Here is a 15,743-nt window from a genome sequence, read left to right as displayed (position 1 = left end):
GCAGTTTGAGCCTTGCTGCAGCGCGCAAGGCGCGTGACGCTGCGAAGGCCCAGAAGGCTTCGGGAGTCAATCCCATTCAGGCGCGCCAGGTGGTCAAGCTCAAGGCGGCAGTGAACACCGGCGATACCTTTCGAGAGACGGCGCTCGAGTGGTTCGACAAGCACCATACGCGCTGGAGCGGTCACCGAGGTTCCAGCAGTCCTTAGTCAGGTCCCGCTTCATGCCGCGTTCGCCTTCTCTTGAATACCGCGGCATTGATGAAGGAGGGCGTCGAAGGATTCGACCTCGTCAAGGAACAAACCGTCATCCAACATGTGTTGGTAGTCGGCAGCGAGCTTAGCCAAGGCGCCGTCGTCGGGAACCAGGCGAAGACCGCCCGAGACGGCGGCGTGGTAGTTGATCGGTTCGCCATCTGGGCTCTTCTCCGCAAAGAAGATGCTCTTGTGATCGGCCACCGCCTTCGCTAGCGCCGTGTCTGCAATCGCGGAGTCGGCGAAGCCGGCGGCATCCAGCCGAGTGACGTCGTGCCAGTGACGAGCGAACCGGTCGCCGCCGCGGAAGGTGCCTTGGACGCAGAAGACGTGGATCGCCGTGGCCTTCTCCCAGAAGGTCCGCTCCGCGCGCATCACTTGCGGCGTCGCCTCAGGAAACTCCACCCCCGACAGATGCGTGGCGGCATCGCACTGAACGGAGCGCAGTTCCGCAGGCTCGCCGGTGGACCGAGCACCGAATTCGAGCATGACTGCCGACGGGACATACCCCGTGCCCGAGGCCAGGGGCGTGTAGTCGATAAACACCTTGTCGCCTTCGGCTCGGACCGTGGCGGGCAGACCACGCTGTTGAAGGTCCTGCTGGAGCCGCGGGACGACTTCGGTCATCACCCAGTCAGCTAGACGGGTGCGGATCTCCTTGCTCCACTTCTTTTCCTGACTCTTGCTGGTCGGGAGCGGCGTACCCGCATCGCCGATCAGATCACCAGCGATGGCGCGGATGTCGTAGGTGAGGTCCACGTCCTCGGAGAAACGCTGGATGACTCCGTAGGCCTTCGACAGGGATGTACCACCTTTGAAGACGAGATGCGACGCATAAGGCGCGGCGAAGAGGTGTCGCAGGGACCACACCACCCAAACGTCTTTTTCCAACAGGTGGGGAGGGCGGCCGGAAGCGTCGGCGGCCTGGACAAGAGCCTCCAGACGCTCATCGGCAGAGAGTTCGAAGAACTCAGCCATGCGGTACCAACGCGCTAACCTCCTGCGCCATCCAAGTCGGCAGGCGCGCACGCGCCGACGCCACTTCCTTCATCTCGGCCGGCGGCAGTTTGGCGCGCAGCGCCCGCAGCGCGGCGCCGGCCTTCTCCGGCCCCAGCCATGCCAACGCCCGCACCACATCGCCGGCGGCGCGGCCAGGAAAGATCAGCTGCCACACCGGCGCATGCCGCAACTCCACGGTCTGGGCGCCCAGCTTTAGGCGGCGGCTGGGGCCGGACGTCAGGTAGACGGACCGCATCGGCACCTGAGTCGTGAGCCCGAGCGCGTTGGCGGCGGACGCGCCATGCGACACGATGGTTTCCCCGCGCTGACTGGCCAGCCCCTCGACCATCTTGGCGGTCGAGGGCGCACGGGAACCGAAGCGGCTCTCGACCGGCAGGACATAGATGCCGCGGCCCGCGCGCAGCAGGGCTCCGCGCTGCACAAGGCGAGACAGAACCTGGTCCACTGCGGCCCGGTTCCCCAGATGCAGCAATTCCTTCGCGACCAAAGGCGTGCCTTCCGGCAACCCGGCGGCGTGCTCCAGAACTTGTTTGGCGAAGGTCTGCATGGCGATAACTTTAGGGGTGGTAGAAGTATGACGTAATTTCTGACAGTTTTCAAGACCCCCGTTATTGCAGCGATGGCGGGGACAGTCACAAGAGCGCCGCCCTCATGGGGTGCAAGGGGTCGAAGGTTCGAATCCTTTCACACCGACCAATTTAAAGTCCGGCGTAATCCGGCAAGCTCCGAAAAGCCCTTAAGAATCAACGCTTAAGGGCTTTTTCTTTGTCCGGGTTTGTCCGCCGGGATTCGGGGTCAGCATGCGATTGGGACGTCGCACAGTGCCCGGGACTGACCTCCTCGAAGGGGTGTTCGACAGTCGAACAGTGCCGGGGATCAAACCTCCTCGAGGGGGTGTGCGACGGTCGCACAGTGCCCGGGACCGACCTCTCCGAAGGGGTGTACGACCGTCGCACAGTGCCTTCGGCACCGCTGCCCGTCACGCCCCAGCATTGACCTCCGACCCGACGATCCGGGCTTTGCCGGGCAGCCGGTGCGCCTGCTATCGGACCGGCATCGGTCGATGAACGCGTGCGCGCGCTACTTGGCCGATTACTCCGCCATTCGCGTGGACGACCCGTACACCTCCAACTCGCGCGAGACGCGGCGCCTGGCGCCTATCGACACCTTGCTGATTCACCGGCGGCACCGCGCGTGGCTGCGCCAGGAGCTCGCCGAACCGTTCGACGGGCCTACGGTGCTGGTGACCCACCATGCGCCCCATCGCCAATCACTCGCGCCGCGGTTTGCCGAAGACTGGTCGTCCGGCGGCTTCGTCAGCGAGTTGCCGCCCGAGTTCTTCCAGGTGCCCGTGCTGTGGGTGCATGAACACACGCACGACAGCTTCGACTACAAGGTGGATGGCTGCCGCGTCGTGTGCAATCCGCGGTGGTACATGAACTGGCACGGGGAGTTTGAGAACAAGGACTTCGATCCAGGGATGGTGCTGGAAATCTGAACGTCAAAGGGCAGGCTCAGAATCCAGGCTCGTAGGAACCTTGGCACATGTCTTTTTGCGCCTTCTCAGAGGCCGCCTCGCGCCTCGCGGGCGTAGCCGGCTATCTATTCGAGCGCCGCCGTGGCGGCCTCTGGATACAGGTTTGGGAACAAGATGTTGAGCGAGGACATGGGGAATCCAATGCTGAGTTCCGACCGGTGGCCGTCGCTCTTCAGCAACCCGTCGGCGAGGAATCGAGACACGACCTTGCGGGCTGTTCGCTCCTCCAAGCCGGTCATTCTGATGAAGTCGCCCCGCGCGACCGAACCCGTCGTTGCGACCGTCTGAAGCGGAAAGACCGCCTCCTCCCGGTACTCCGAGATGCCGTCCGTGGTCCCTCTCACGAGCACGTAAGCCCGAATGCGATCTTTGAGCTTCGGAAGGTCAAGCATGGTGGCCATGAACGTGACCTGGTCCTCGCACAGCTCGATGAAGTAACGACACCACTCCCAAAGCATCTTCTGGCTGAGGTTTCCGCGGCCATCGAGGTCGCCCTGCCGGGCACTGTCGGCGTTGTCGAGCATTTCGTAATAGCGCTGTCGCTGGCGTGCCAGCGCTCGATTTGGGGACCATAAGCCACCGCTGAGGGGAAACAGGGCGCTGTGGCTCTGCAGTCGAACAGCACGCCCGTTGCCGCCCTCGAACGGATGAGTCCACGCCATGCGGTGATGGGCGGACGCAATGGCGTAGAGAACGGCGTCGACGCCCTTGAGCTGGCCATATCGCTCATCCATCCGCTTTAGGAATTGAGGGACGGACTGCCAGGTCGGAGGTTGATGTCGGCCGACTGCGACGTCGTGCTTCCGGAGCTCTCCTGGAACAACAATGCGTCCATCGTCGGTGCGCCGGTCTTCTTCCGAGAGCCTGCCGTACAGACTTGCGTGCGCCCTCAAGAGAAAATCGCTGCTCAGGGCCGCCGCCTCCGTCGTCACGAGGTGCTCGAGCTCCTGTTCCGCTTCGATGTGCGCCACGGCCACCCGCTGGCGCATGGCCACGTCGGGTTTCTCGGAAAAGTCGTGCCTGAGCGCCCGCTCGATGTTCGCAGGGTGCGTGCCCTGGCCCTCGATGCTGTTCGAGTAGTAGGAGTTCATCGAGCGGACAATTGCGCGCAGGGCATCTCGTGCTTCTGGGCTTGCCGAGGCTCGCAGCTGCGCCGATTTCTCGAAGACGCGGCGCGTGGCCTCAATCAACCCGTCCAGGTTCAGCGCTGGTAACAGCGGCTCAAACTGGTGGGGTTGGTCATAGGCGGCAATCGTCTTGGGTTTTTCTGACATGATTTCCGGTTCTGTTTCCGGTATTGTCTCTGAAAAAGTCATACGAAACAACGGGTTAGCGACGAAGATGGCTGGCGTGGATTCCGGTTGGTTTACCGGTTTGTTTTCCACTTGGATTTCCGATTGGGATGCCCTTCACCAGTTGTTGCGCCAGCATCTAGCCCCTCCAGCGCCACACACGACCAGAGACGCTCCGTTCTAGCGACCTCGCGGCACGCATGGTGCCGTGCGACACTGAGTGAGACGAGGCGCGGAGACGCGCACGGGCGAGTGGCCATCCGCGATACAGCAAGGCCTCCGATTTGACCGGCGGAACGCCTGATCGACCCGTCGATTGCCCGGTCGCACGTCCCCGCATTCGATCCGAGCCGAGCGTCATGCGCGAGGGCGCGCGTTCTTGGAATCAATCGGGTGAGGGCCTGTGCGAAAGGCGCACGTCCATGAGTTCGTGCAGGCAGAGGCAATGTCACACTACCCGCCGAGGGTCCCGATGCATTTGAACGGTCATTTCTCGTGCGGTAACGAGGCGGTGTTGCACCAGAACATCGTGGGGGCAGCTATGGGGGCAATTTCTACAACCAAGACGTTGATTGGCAGTGGTGGCGCGGGCTGCAGGTCGAAATATGGATCCTTTCACAGACCAAAATCGCTAAGCAGATCAACGGGTTAGGGCCACAAGCTCTGACCCGTTTTTTCTTGCTTTTGACAAATGGACGGGTCTTTTGACAAACCCGGCCTATTTCACGCCGCATCACGGCCTCCGATCGCTGAGGGAAGCGGCTTCGAAGACGGCACCTTGCGTCGATAGACGCGCTTCGTCACCTTCACATCTTCGTGGTGCAGCAGCTCCTGCGCGGCGACGTCAGACGATGCATCCGAGGCGGCCTTTGGCCTGCGCCGCCTGCCATCGACACCGAGGTTCTGCTATACGTGCTCGGCGGCATGCTGGGGCTTGGCACGCTGCGCAGCGTTGAGAAGACCAGGGGCGCGTCCGGTTTCATCCACCGGACGCCCTTTTTTTCATTGGGGGACTGGGCGAATGATGTCCATCGGCGTGGGAATGTTTGGGGCATGGATCCTTGCCTCCATTGTCGCCGTGGGGAGCGGGGATTTGCGCTCCAGGGCGATTCGATGGCGCCGCGCGAGACGGAGATGGCTGATTGGCCCGTTCCAACGCCGAACAGTGGGCGCGTGCGGGCGCGGAGGGGCGTGCTGAGGGACGCACAGGCTTTGGGGGCCCGATCCAGGGGAGAGCCGATTCAACCTTGATTAACACAAATTCGCACGATAACATTGACTGTGTTATCGTGCGGAACCGATGTTACATAGGAATCAGCCGTGCCGGCCCTCACAACCGCCGTTCGACACTACCTCCATGAGGTCTTGGGCATTGCCGCGCCCGGCGTCAAGCCGTGGGCGCGCGCCGACGAACTGCCGTATTTCCTGCGGGACGCGTTTCAGTTCAGTGAGCTGGAACTGCTGGGGCAGCCTATTGTGCTGGCAGTGGGACGCGCTGGGCGCAAGTATTCCCTCAGCGACGTCCGAACCTGGCTGGCCAAGGTCAGGGCGCTGGCTGGCCAGCCGGCGGTCTACGTCACCGATGCCCTGGCCTCCTACGAACGGCGACGTTTGATCGAGCAGAAGGTGCCGTTCATCGTTCCGGGCAATCAGCTCTACCTGCCAGACCTCGGTCTCGACCTGCGTGAATACTTTCGCCGGCGCGCTCCAGCTGCGGAAGCGCTGAGTCCTTCCGCACAGGCCATGCTGATCACGGCACTGCTTCACCAGCCGTGGGAACCCGAGTGGCAACCTTCCAAGGTGGCAATAGCCTTGGGCTACACGCCCATGACGCTGTCGCGCGTGGTGAAGGAGCTGACCGCGGCCGGGCTCGCGAGCGTGCACGCTGTGGGCCGCGTGCGCCTGCTGCGCATGGAAGGCCCTCCAGAGCAGGTCTGGGAGCGGGCGAAACCTGTACTGCGAACACCCGTCAGGCAAACGGTGTGGGTTGCCCCCGAAAGCGTCCTTGCCAACGTGCATGGCCGTTTGGCCGGGTTGAGCGCGCTCGCACGGTACTCGATGCTGGCCGAGCCCCAATGGCCGGTGTATGCGATGACGGGCTCCGATTGGAAGGCAACCACGGAGGCAGGCATTCGGGCGCTGCCTGAACCCGTCGCCGGCGCGCAGGAATGGCAGTTGTGGAGCTACAGCCCGGCGTTGCTGCCGAACGCCGCCACGGTAGACCCGCTTTCCCTGACGCTCAGCCTGCAGGACAACACCGATGACCGGATCCAGCTTGCGCTGGACGAACTGAAAGGACACCTACCATGGTGAGAGGGCTAGACGTTTTCAAGGAATGGTTCGCGGCCTACGCCGACCAGTACGTTCTGATTGGCGGCACGGCCGCCACCTTGACGATGGAAGGCGCCGGGCTGGCATTTCGCGCCACCAAGGACCTCGACATCGTCTACATGTGGAAGCGCTGACGCCGGCCTTCGGAGAGGCCTTCTGGAAATTCGTCGACGCGGGTCGCTACGAAATCCGCCAAGCCAGCGACACGGGCAAGCCGATCTTCTACCGCTTTCAGAAGCCCGGCGACGAACGATTCCCGGCAATGGTCGAGCTCTTTGCGAGAGCGCCCGTTAGAGGTACAGCGCCACCACCTCGACCACTTCGCTCTCCCACACCACAGGTATTGCCAACAGCGCCCAGGACCCGATCGCCGTCGCGGCAGCAGCGGGAGCGCCTGGTTCGGAGGCCGGCCAGTCATTGATCGCCGGCACCCCGCTGAGCCAGGCCCTGGCGATCGATCCCATCGGCGCTGACAAGGGCAGCGTCGCTTCGATCAGCGAGGCACCACCATGGAGTTCACTGAAGGCGTAGACGCGCTGCAGCAAGCTGCCTGGCGCAGCGGGAACCCAGCGTTCGATGCGGCGCGCCAGCGGCAACGTCGCACCGGCAAGGAAGGTCACGACATGGCTGTCATCGAGCCGCGAACCAACTGGGATTGCCAGACCCCGCAGAAGGCCTGCATCGGCCGCCTCATGCGCGCGCAGGAACCGTCCGGTGGTAGGCAGGTTTTCCATGAACACTGCTTCGCCGCGTTGCCAGGCCAGCCCCGGCAGGCCCACGCCGCGCGGCAGGTAGGTCTCGAGCGAGGCTGATTCGAAGGCTTGAGCGTTCGCGCCAAAGGCACCATCGACAAGTCTCATGTCGCTGGTGATGCGTGCGTCGTGATGCCAGAGTTCCAAACAGCTGGCTGCGGCGGCCTCGTGTCCGCAGAAGATCACGAGCACCGAAGTGAGGCGGTCATGCACAAAAAGCGGCAGCGCGATGGCGCAGTCCAGGCCGGCGTCGCGGGCGGCCGAAATGCGGCGGAAGTTCGAGCCTTCGAACTGACGCAGCAGGATCGGTCTGCCTTCGTCCCAGGCGCGACCCGGCAAACCTTCCCCTGGGCCGAAGCACATCTCCCGGCTGATGGCCGCGAATCGCCTGGCGGCACCGAATGCGCCGCTTCCGAACTCGAGCAGGGAGCCGTCGTCGCTCGGCAACCAGACTTCTGCGGCCTTGATGAATGTTGAAGTCATGCTGCGACCTGCATACGAACAAGCCAAAGCAAGTTGCAAGCCATGGCTACCGGGTGGCGGGTCTTCGCACCACGACTGTCGAGGCCGAATCCGTGCATCCGTCGCTATGATCCGGCGGCGGCAAGGCACGAACGACTGCGTTGCGAAGACCTTGGGTCCACGCACGCAGATTGTTCGGCGAGCCTCCAAGCCGTGCACCGAGCCACTCACTTGAAATCATGTTTTCTGCTGACCTGCGCCGCCGCGGCTTCCTTCTGAACACCACGGCGCTCGGCGCCACGTCCGCGCTCGCCTCCCTGTCGTCGTACGCTCACGCCGCGGCCGCCAAGGCCGGCAAACCCTCGAGCCGCATGCCGGTCATCTTCATTGGCCATGGCAGTCCCATGAACGCCATCCGCGAGAACGCGTTCACCCGCCGCCTGATCGACTGGGGCAGGGCGCTGCCGCGACCGACCGCGATCCTGAGCATCTCCGCGCACTGGCTCAGCTCGGGGGCGACGGGCGTTGGCATCCAGGAGAAGCCAAAGACGATTCACGACTTCGGCGGCTTTCCTCAAGCGCTCTTCGACATCGAGTACCCGGCGCCGGGCCATCCGGCCATTGCCCAGGAGGCGGCGAGCCTCGTGAAGCAGGCCAAGGTCATCCCCACGCAGGAGTGGGGCCTCGACCACGGCAGCTGGACCGTCCTGAAATACCTGTACCCGAAGGCTGACGTGCCGGTCTTCCAGATGTCCATCGACTATGACAAGCCGGCGGCCTTCCACTATGCGGTGGGTCGCGACCTGGCCGCCCTCCGCGACAAGGGCGTCTTGGTGCTGGGAAGCGGCAACGTCGTGCACAACCTGCGCGCGACCGACCGCGGCACACCCGATGGCCTCAGGGCAAGCCGGCCCTGGGCGCAGTCGTTCGACGATGCAGTCAAGGCGGCCCTCCTGGGCCGCGACGACCAGGCCCTCCTCAATTACGGGAAACTGGAAGGCGCGTCCATTGCCGTCGCCACGCCCGACCACTACTACCCCTTCCTGTACGCGCTGGGCGCTGCCAGCGCCAACGAGCGCGCGCAGACCATCTATGAAGGGTTCCAGTCGGGGACCTTGAGCATGCGCTGCCTGCAGTTCGGTTAAGGCTGCCCTGCGATCCCCGGAATTCCCGGCGCACCCATGTAGCAGGTGAGGCCATCGGCGTCGCAGCCGACCAGAAACACCTTCTTGGGGGCCTCGTCCCCTTGCAGATCCCGTTCAGACGAGAACACCCGTTCGAACAGAAGCTTCATCTTCTTGGGCATGCCGTCGTTCACGAAGTAGCCATGGCCCCCCTTTCCAACTTCGCCATTCGTGAAGTTGACGTACCGCATGTGTGGAGCTCGAAGCAGTTCGCTCCCTGGAGCGGCACCGAGCTTGAACTGACTCTTGTCGGCAATGAAGGCTCCGGCCAACACGGTGTCGTTCTTGTTGAAGGTGACAAAGACCTGCCCCTTGGGCCGCACGTTCGCAAGCCAGTCGCGATGCCCGCTCGAGCGAACGCAAGGCGCCAAGAGTGCGACGTTCTGCGCGGCCGCCACGGATTCCGTGGCGCCCGCGACGTCGAGCGAGTACTGAAGGAAGTGCGCGCCGAGGCTGTGTGCAGCGATGGTGAACGGCTGACGATTGATGAACAGCCTGGCTGCGGCGACCATGCGGAAGAATCGCGCGAGAGCTTCCCCGGAATTGATGGCGTTGGTCTTGGCCCTCTGGTACCGCAGGATCTTCGACTTGATCCGTGACGGCTTCTGCTTGCCGACGGCCACGCCGGAAAGGTCGTCCTCATCGCCGTCTTCTGTGTCGGGCTCGACCTCCGGGAGCTTGTCGCCGTTGGAGAGGTAGCCCTCCGACGGCCAGGAAAAGCCGACGACTTCGACGTTGTACATTGCCTCCAGCGTTGCGCATCGCGCGAAGCACTTGGCTGGCGTGTTGTTGTTGCCATGGAGATAGACCAGAACGGGGCGACTTCCCTCGAACAATGGCCGAAGGGCGCCCATGGAGTCCTGGTTGTCGACATCGTTGTCCACGCCGGAGACGCTCCAGCCTTTGCTGGTCTTCTTGACCGTAGCCAACCCGAGGCGATCCGACTGCTCGATGAAGCTGGTGCTGAAAACAGCTTCGTCCGTGCCAGTGGTCAACAAGCGATTCGTGAAGATCAGCATGGGTCCTCCAGTTGTTTTGGGGCGCATTCTGCACCTGCGCGCAGGTGCGTTCAAAGAAAAACAGCCCCGCAAGCGGGGCTGGATTGCGAAGCCGCCGCGGCTTGCTACTGGAGCTTGTAGAACCCGATCTTCTTGCTGATCTCCACCTGGCGCGCGTTGCGGGCCCAGAGTTCGACAGTGTTGATCGAGGTGCCCTCGGCGTACTGCTGGCCGAAGGTGTTGTCGCAATGCTTGTCGCTGCTGCCTTGGGTCGAGCAGAACACCATCGCCTTGCGCGCCGAACTCGCTACGCCGGTGCTGTCGTTGAAGCGCGCGCCCGGCTGGCCGGCAGTGGTGCTGCCGAAGGGCGCACGACCGTACACGGCCAACGAGGTCGGCGCCAGCGCGCCCTGCGGCACGGTCCAGGCGTCCAGCTGGCCGTCGGCGCTGAAGTCGACGTTGTTCGGATCGTTCTGGCTGGGCGCGCCGTAGATGCTGGCGCCGTCGGTCGCGATGTCGGTTTCAGCGAGCAACTCGGCACGCATCGTCGTGGTGATGTTCGCAAAGGCGAGCTGCCGGATTTCGGCGACCGACTGCGCGCGGGCGAGGGTGCGGTACTTCTGCGTCGCGATGCTGGCGTTGCTGGTGTCGAAGAACTCCAGCGTCCACACGCTCTGGTTTTGCAGCGCCGCGATTTGCGCGTCGGTGTACTGCGTGCCCACGAAATAGAGGCCGAGCTCCTTGTCGGCCGGGTTGCCGGCGGTGGACGTGTTCTGGTAGGCGCCGGCGAGCCGAACGATCGGGCTGCCGCTCGGCGTCACGCCGTCGTCCTTCATCACCACCAGGTACGACAAGCCCGACTGCGGCACGAAGGTGCGCACCACGCCGTCAGGCGCGGTCACCAGCACCTTGCTGAAGATCGGGTTGCCGCTGCCGTCGGTCTTGTTGTCGATGTTGATGTTGTAGCCGGTGGTGTAGGAGTTGAAGTTCGGCGTGTTGATCAGGTCGCGGTGCTCCGAGAAGGGGCGCACGCTGGCGCTGTGGTCGTTGCCGTTGCCCGCGAGCTTGAGCGTGCCGCCGACATTGCGCGCAATGATGGTGTCGTTGTCGGCGTTGCCGGCCGTGTCGGTCCAGCGGTAGCTGAGCACCAGGTCGCCGTTGGCGCGCACGAACTCGAAGTTGCCGCGGTCCCACACCAGGCCGGTGGGGCCGGGCCGGAACAGGCTGTTGAATGCGCCCCGGTTGCTGGCAGTGCGGCCCACGGTGTTGCCGTTGTTGTAGTAGGTGGACGGATCGTCGCCGACAAACAGCGTGCGGCAGGCCGGGGCGATCACGTCGGCCGGACCGCCCGTGACGGCGGCCGTGTCGTTCGGCGCGTTGACCCGCTGCGACAGCGGCAGCGCATAGCAAGCCGTGAGGCGCGTGAAGAGGTCCGCGACCGTCGCAGGCGAGGGCGTGTTGGTCAGCGCGCTGGCCGTGACGGTGGGCAGCACGGGCGTGGTGGCGCTGCTGGTGCTGTAGCTGATGGACAGCGGCGCGCTGCCGTCGTCCGCGGGCATGGCCTTGACGGTGATTTCGATGTTGGCGGCGGTGCCGTCGGGCAGCACGCTGACCGAGATCGAATCGAGCACCTTGTCCTGACCGGTGCCGTCGGCCGCGAAGCCGCCCGAGATCGGGTCGATCGCCGCCAGGCCCAGAGCCGACAACAGCGGGGTGATGGCCGCCACCAGCTCGTCGGTCTGCTTCTTGATGGTCTCCGCCGTCACGGCGCCGGGATTGGTCTGGATCGCGCCGGCCAGGCTGGCCGGATTGCCGTCGGGTGAGAGCTCGGCCACGATGATGGTGGTCAGCGGCGTCACGTTGGCGGTGCCGCCGGCCGCGCTGGCCGTGGTGCTGTAGAAGGTCTGGTCATCGCGCACGGCCTTGATGACCAGCGGTGCCTTGGTGGTGGCCGGCAAGGTGCAGGCGTAGGCGCCGGCGCTGTCGGTCTGGGTCGTGCAGACCGTGCTGCCGGTCTGGTCGACCACGGTGATCGTGGCGCCGCTGAACGCCGCGCCGGTGGCGGCCACGCCGCTGAGCTTGGCGGCCGTCGTGGTGCCGCCGGTGTCGGTGCTGCCCGTACTGCCGGCGGCGGTCGGGAATCCACCTCCGCCTCCTCCGCCGCCTCCGCAGGCGGCCAGCGAGAGCACCAGTGCCGCGGCCCAGCCGGCACGGATCTTGGGGGAAATGGATGTCATGAAAAGAACTCCTCGTGGTTTTGGGTTGTTGACAGGTGGTTGCATGAAAAGAAGCGACGCGAGTGTCGAGGCAGGGTCGGCGAGAGCGCATCCCATGAACGAGTGAGGCGAGGGCGGCCTGCGGCGGGTTCTGTGGCTTTATGCTCACCGCCATGCAAACAGAGGGATCCGAGGCGGAGACGCCGAGCCGTTGGAACGTGCTGGTGGTCGAGGACGATCGCAATGCGCGCGCGTTCTTCGAGGCCAGCGTGCGGCGCAGCCCCCAGCTGCGCTGGCTGGACGGCCTGGGCACGGTGCGCGAAGCGCTGGCCTGGCTGGCCGACGCCGACGAGATTCCCGACGTGCTGCTGGCCGATCTGGGCCTGCCCGACGGCAGCGGGCTGGACGTGATCCGCGCTGCGGTGGCGCGTTTTCCGGAATGCGAGCCGCTGGTGATTTCCGTGTTCGGCGACGAGGACAACGTGCTCGCCAGCATCGAGGCCGGGGCTGTGGGCTACATCCATAAAGACGCCGCGCCCGAGGACATCGCCCACACCATCCTGGAGATGAAGGCGGGCGCCTCGCCGATCTCGCCGATGATCGCGCGTCGCGTGCTTGCCAAGTACCGCAGCTTGCGGCTCGAGCGCGGGCCCGCACCTGCGGCGGCACCGGAAGCGCCGTCGCTGCTCTCGGTACGCGAGCAGGAGGTGCTGGCACTGATCGCGCGCGGCTTTTCCTACGCCGAGATCGCGCGACTCAAGACGCTGAGCGTGCACACGGTACAAACGCACATCAAGAACCTCTACGGCAAGCTGGCGGTGCACTCCAAGAACGAGGCGGTGTTCGAGGCGACGCGGCTCGGCCTCTTGCCATGACCGGCACTGCGCGCCGGCTGATGGCGCTGCTGCTGCTGGCGCTGGCCGCCTGGGCGGCGGCGCCCGGCGCGCGGGCCGAAGTGCTCGAACTGCGCCAGGCGCGCGTCAATGTGATGCAGCCCGACGAACCACCGGGTTGGCGCGACACGGTGCTGCCCTATCACTGGGACCGCGTGCACCGCAACGTGCCCGGGCACGCGAGCTTCGAGATTCGGTTCGGCTTCGCCGAAGCGCCCTCCGAGCCCTACGGCCTGTTCTTCCCGGTCGTGGGCAATGCGGCCGAGATCTGGCTCAACGACAAGTTGCTGGCGCGCTTCGGCGACGTCGCAACGCCGAACCGCGACGACTACGCCAAGGCGCCGCGCTACGTGGCGGTACCGCCGGCGATGCTGCAGAAAGAGAACCTGCTGCGGGTGCACATCCGGGCCGACGGCGGGCGGCGCGGCGGCCTGTCGGCCATCCGCCTCGGGCCTTCCCATGAGATGCGCGACAACGTTTTTTCCCACGCCTACGCGTGGCGGGTGACCGGCTCGCTGCTGCTGGGCATGTTCAGCCTCCTGGTCGCCTTCATCGCGTTCACCTGCTGGGCGACGCAGCGCCAGCTCGCGCCCGACGGCCGGCTGCACCGCGATAGCGTCTACTTCTGGGCCGGCGTGGCCGAGCTGTGCTGGACGCTGCGTGTGGGCGACGCGGTGATCCAAGAGCCGCCGCTGGCCTGGCCGCTGTGGGGCGTGGTGCTGACGGCGTCCTACGCGGGCTGGATCTGCGGCGTGCTGCTGTTCTGCCACCACGTTGCGGGGTGGCGTGCGCACCGCTCGATGCGATGGATGCAGGTCGCGACGGCGGCGTTGTTCGCCAGTGGGGTGCTGGCTTCCTGGCTGTCGTTCGCGCAGCACCAGCCTGTGTTCCTCACCGCCTGGCTCGGCTTCGCGAGTTTGAGTTCGGCGCTTTACGCCTGCTTCTATTTCGTGGCCACGCTGCGCCATCCGACCACGGCCCGCTGGCTGGTGGCGGGCGCCGGCATGCTCAACGTGGCGGTGGGCGTGCGCGACTGGGTGATGATTCGCCTCAGCGACAGCTTCGGCGTCATCACCTGGAACCGCTACGTCTCGGTGGTGTTCGGCCTGGCACTGCTCTACATCGTGCTGCTGCGCTTCCGCGAGGCCAGCGGCCAGGCGCGCGAGCTGCTGGGCACGCTCGCCGCCCGAGTGGCACAGCGCGAGCAGGAACTGGCCAGCACCTACGGCCGGCTCGAGCAGGCGGCGCGCGAGCAGGCCCGCACGCACGAGCGCGAACGCATCCTGCGCGACATGCACGACGGCGTCGGCTCGCACATCAGCGCGGCCATTCGCCAGCTGCAGGCGGGGGAGGGCAGCCAGCCGGAGCTGCTGCGCACGCTGCGCGATTCCCTGGACCAACTCAAGCTCACCATCGATTCGATTCACCTGCCCGACGGCGACGTGGGCGCGCTGCTGGCGGCCCTGCGCTACCGCCTGGCGCCGCGCTTCGACGCCTCGGGCATCGCCCTGGAGTGGGCGGTCGACGAACTGGTGCCGGTCGAGCGTCTCGACGCCCAGGCCATGCGCCACCTGCAGTTCCTGCTGTTCGAGGCGATCTCCAACGTGCTGCAGCATGCGCAGGCCACGGTGCTGCGCATCGAGGCAGCGATGGTGGGCACGGCGGTCCGGCTCAGCGTGATCGACGACGGCCGCGGCTACGACGCCTCGCGCGCGCCGCGGTCGCTGCGCGAGCGCGCCCAGGCGATGGGAGTCCGGCTCGTGCTCGAAAGCCGACCGGGTCGCACGGTCGTTCAGCTCGATATGGCGTGACTAGCGGGAGTGGTCAAGGCCGGAGGGACTTTGATGGAGCGTTGATGCTTTGCTGAAGCGCTCCGCAGCGTACGGCGTTGGGACCTTGGCTGCGCCATGGCGGCACCGGCTTGAAGCGCTGCTGCAGGAACGACAGGAACAGCTTCACCCTGGCGGACATGCCAAGACGCTGCGCCACCAGTGCCACCACGTCGGCGGCCGGCAGACTCCAGTCCTCCAGTACCCGAACCAGATGCCCCGAGGCCAGGCTTTCGGCGATGTCCCATTCCGAGCGCATGATCAGGCCCTTGCCCTTCAGCGCCCACTGCCGCACGACGTCGCCGTCGTTGCTGCTCAGGGTCGCCGCCACCCGCACCGCGACTTCACTGCGCTTCTTCTTGAAGTGCCACAGCGTCACGTCTTCCTGGTTTTCGCGCAGCGCGATGCAGTCGTGCCCGGCCAACTCCTGCGGCGTGCGCGGCGCAGGGCGGCGGGCGAGGTAGCCGGGCGCGGCGCAGACGAAGCGCGCATTGGGCGCGATGGGGTAGGCGACCATGCTCGAATTCGCGAGGTTGCCGATGTGCACGATCAGGTCGAAGCGGTTCGCGTCGGCCGCCGACACCACGTCGCTGAGCGTCAGGGAAACCTTCAGCCCCGGGTGCCGCGTATGAAAGTCGGCGATGGCGGCTGCCAGGTGATGCCGGCCGAAGCCCAAGGGGCCGCACACGTTCAGCGTCCCCGCGACCTCGCCCGAACGGGCGCGCAGGTTGTCGATCAGGCCATCCAGTTCGGCGAGCAGGCTCACGGCCCCCGCATGGAAGAGCTCGCCCTCGTCGGTGAGGCTGAAGCGGCGCGTGCTGCGATGGACCAGGTGCAAGCCCAGGCGGCTTTCGAGTTGCCGCAGCCGCTGCGAGACGGACGAGGCCGTCACGTCCATGCGCCGCGCGGCCTCGGCGAGGGAGCCGCTTTCGGTGATGGCGACGAAGAAGCGCAGGTCGGTGATGTCGTGCGACATCC

Annotated in this window: 13 protein-coding genes; 6 read left to right on the top strand and 7 right to left on the bottom strand. The window is 65.4% G+C overall.

Features of this window, described 5'->3' with window-relative positions:
• Nucleotides 1-218: 218 nt before the first annotated feature.
• Both ACSQ9I_RS19285 and ACSQ9I_RS19280 read right to left on the bottom strand, forming a co-directional pair.
• Nucleotides 219-1,229, bottom strand: a complete 1,011-nt coding sequence (locus ACSQ9I_RS19285; RefSeq protein ID WP_436314140.1) for a nucleotidyl transferase AbiEii/AbiGii toxin family protein — start codon at nucleotides 1,227-1,229, stop codon at nucleotides 219-221.
• On the bottom strand, nucleotides 1,222-1,818 hold the full coding sequence (locus ACSQ9I_RS19280) for a DUF6088 family protein (protein WP_436314139.1): 597 nt from the start codon (nucleotides 1,816-1,818) through the stop codon (nucleotides 1,222-1,224). Before ACSQ9I_RS19280 ends, ACSQ9I_RS19285 begins: the two co-directional genes overlap by 8 nt.
• A 516-nt stretch (nucleotides 1,819-2,334) precedes the next feature.
• On the opposite strand from ACSQ9I_RS19280, the gene ACSQ9I_RS19275 reads away from it, so the two are divergent.
• Nucleotides 2,335-2,769, top strand: coding sequence for a hypothetical protein (locus ACSQ9I_RS19275; RefSeq protein WP_436314138.1), 435 nt, complete (start codon nucleotides 2,335-2,337; stop codon nucleotides 2,767-2,769).
• Nucleotides 2,770-2,873: 104 nt separating this feature from the next.
• Here the strand turns inward: ACSQ9I_RS19275 and ACSQ9I_RS19270 are convergent, their stop codons facing one another.
• On the bottom strand, nucleotides 2,874-4,193 hold the full coding sequence (locus tag ACSQ9I_RS19270) for a Fic family protein (RefSeq protein WP_436314137.1): 1,320 nt from the start codon (nucleotides 4,191-4,193) through the stop codon (nucleotides 2,874-2,876).
• Nucleotides 4,194-5,420: 1,227 nt separating this feature from the next.
• On the opposite strand from ACSQ9I_RS19270, the gene ACSQ9I_RS19265 reads away from it, so the two are divergent.
• Entirely contained in the window at nucleotides 5,421-6,413 is a 993-nt protein-coding gene (locus ACSQ9I_RS19265; protein ID WP_436314136.1) for a hypothetical protein, read from the top strand.
• Nucleotides 6,407-6,565: a hypothetical protein gene (locus ACSQ9I_RS19260; RefSeq protein WP_436314135.1), complete on the top strand. Its 159-nt coding sequence runs from the start codon at nucleotides 6,407-6,409 to the stop codon at nucleotides 6,563-6,565. The genes ACSQ9I_RS19265 and ACSQ9I_RS19260 overlap by 7 nt, the downstream gene beginning before the upstream one ends.
• Nucleotides 6,566-6,721: 156 nt before the next feature.
• On the opposite strand, the gene ACSQ9I_RS19255 is transcribed toward ACSQ9I_RS19260, so the two are convergent.
• The gene (locus ACSQ9I_RS19255; RefSeq protein WP_436315784.1) at nucleotides 6,722-7,795 is read right to left on the bottom strand and encodes a GAF domain-containing protein; all 1,074 of its coding nucleotides are present in this window, start codon (nucleotides 7,793-7,795) and stop codon (nucleotides 6,722-6,724) included.
• A gap of 89 nt (nucleotides 7,796-7,884) precedes the next feature.
• Between ACSQ9I_RS19255 and ygiD the strand changes: the two genes are divergently transcribed.
• A complete protein-coding gene (ygiD, locus tag ACSQ9I_RS19250; protein WP_436315783.1) occupies nucleotides 7,885-8,790 on the top strand; it encodes a 4,5-DOPA dioxygenase extradiol in 906 nt (301 codons plus the stop codon).
• Here ygiD and ACSQ9I_RS19245 read toward each other — a convergent pair.
• Both ACSQ9I_RS19245 and ACSQ9I_RS19240 read right to left on the bottom strand, forming a co-directional pair.
• Nucleotides 8,787-9,848, bottom strand: a complete 1,062-nt coding sequence (locus tag ACSQ9I_RS19245) for an alpha/beta hydrolase (protein ID WP_436314134.1) — start codon at nucleotides 9,846-9,848, stop codon at nucleotides 8,787-8,789. The genes ygiD and ACSQ9I_RS19245 overlap by 4 nt on opposite strands.
• 104 nt (nucleotides 9,849-9,952) lie before the next feature.
• Entirely contained in the window at nucleotides 9,953-12,064 is a 2,112-nt protein-coding gene (locus ACSQ9I_RS19240) for a carboxypeptidase regulatory-like domain-containing protein (RefSeq protein ID WP_436314133.1), read from the bottom strand.
• A gap of 152 nt (nucleotides 12,065-12,216) precedes the next feature.
• On the opposite strand from ACSQ9I_RS19240, the gene ACSQ9I_RS19235 reads away from it, so the two are divergent.
• On the top strand, nucleotides 12,217-12,918 hold the full coding sequence (locus ACSQ9I_RS19235) for a response regulator (protein ID WP_436314132.1): 702 nt from the start codon (nucleotides 12,217-12,219) through the stop codon (nucleotides 12,916-12,918).
• A complete protein-coding gene (locus ACSQ9I_RS19230; protein WP_436314131.1) occupies nucleotides 12,915-14,747 on the top strand; it encodes a histidine kinase in 1,833 nt (610 codons plus the stop codon). The genes ACSQ9I_RS19235 and ACSQ9I_RS19230 overlap by 4 nt, the downstream gene beginning before the upstream one ends.
• A 13-nt stretch (nucleotides 14,748-14,760) precedes the next feature.
• Here the strand turns inward: ACSQ9I_RS19230 and ACSQ9I_RS19225 are convergent, their stop codons facing one another.
• On the bottom strand, nucleotides 14,761-15,741 hold the full coding sequence (locus ACSQ9I_RS19225; RefSeq protein WP_436314130.1) for a LysR family transcriptional regulator: 981 nt from the start codon (nucleotides 15,739-15,741) through the stop codon (nucleotides 14,761-14,763).
• Nucleotides 15,742-15,743: the final 2 nt, after the last annotated feature.

This window comes from Variovorax sp. LjRoot84, from assembly GCF_964254305.1.
Taxonomy (GTDB): domain Bacteria; phylum Pseudomonadota; class Gammaproteobacteria; order Burkholderiales; family Burkholderiaceae_C; genus Variovorax.
Note: the sequence above shows the minus strand (reverse complement) of the source record. Positions and strands in the feature narration are given on the sequence as shown.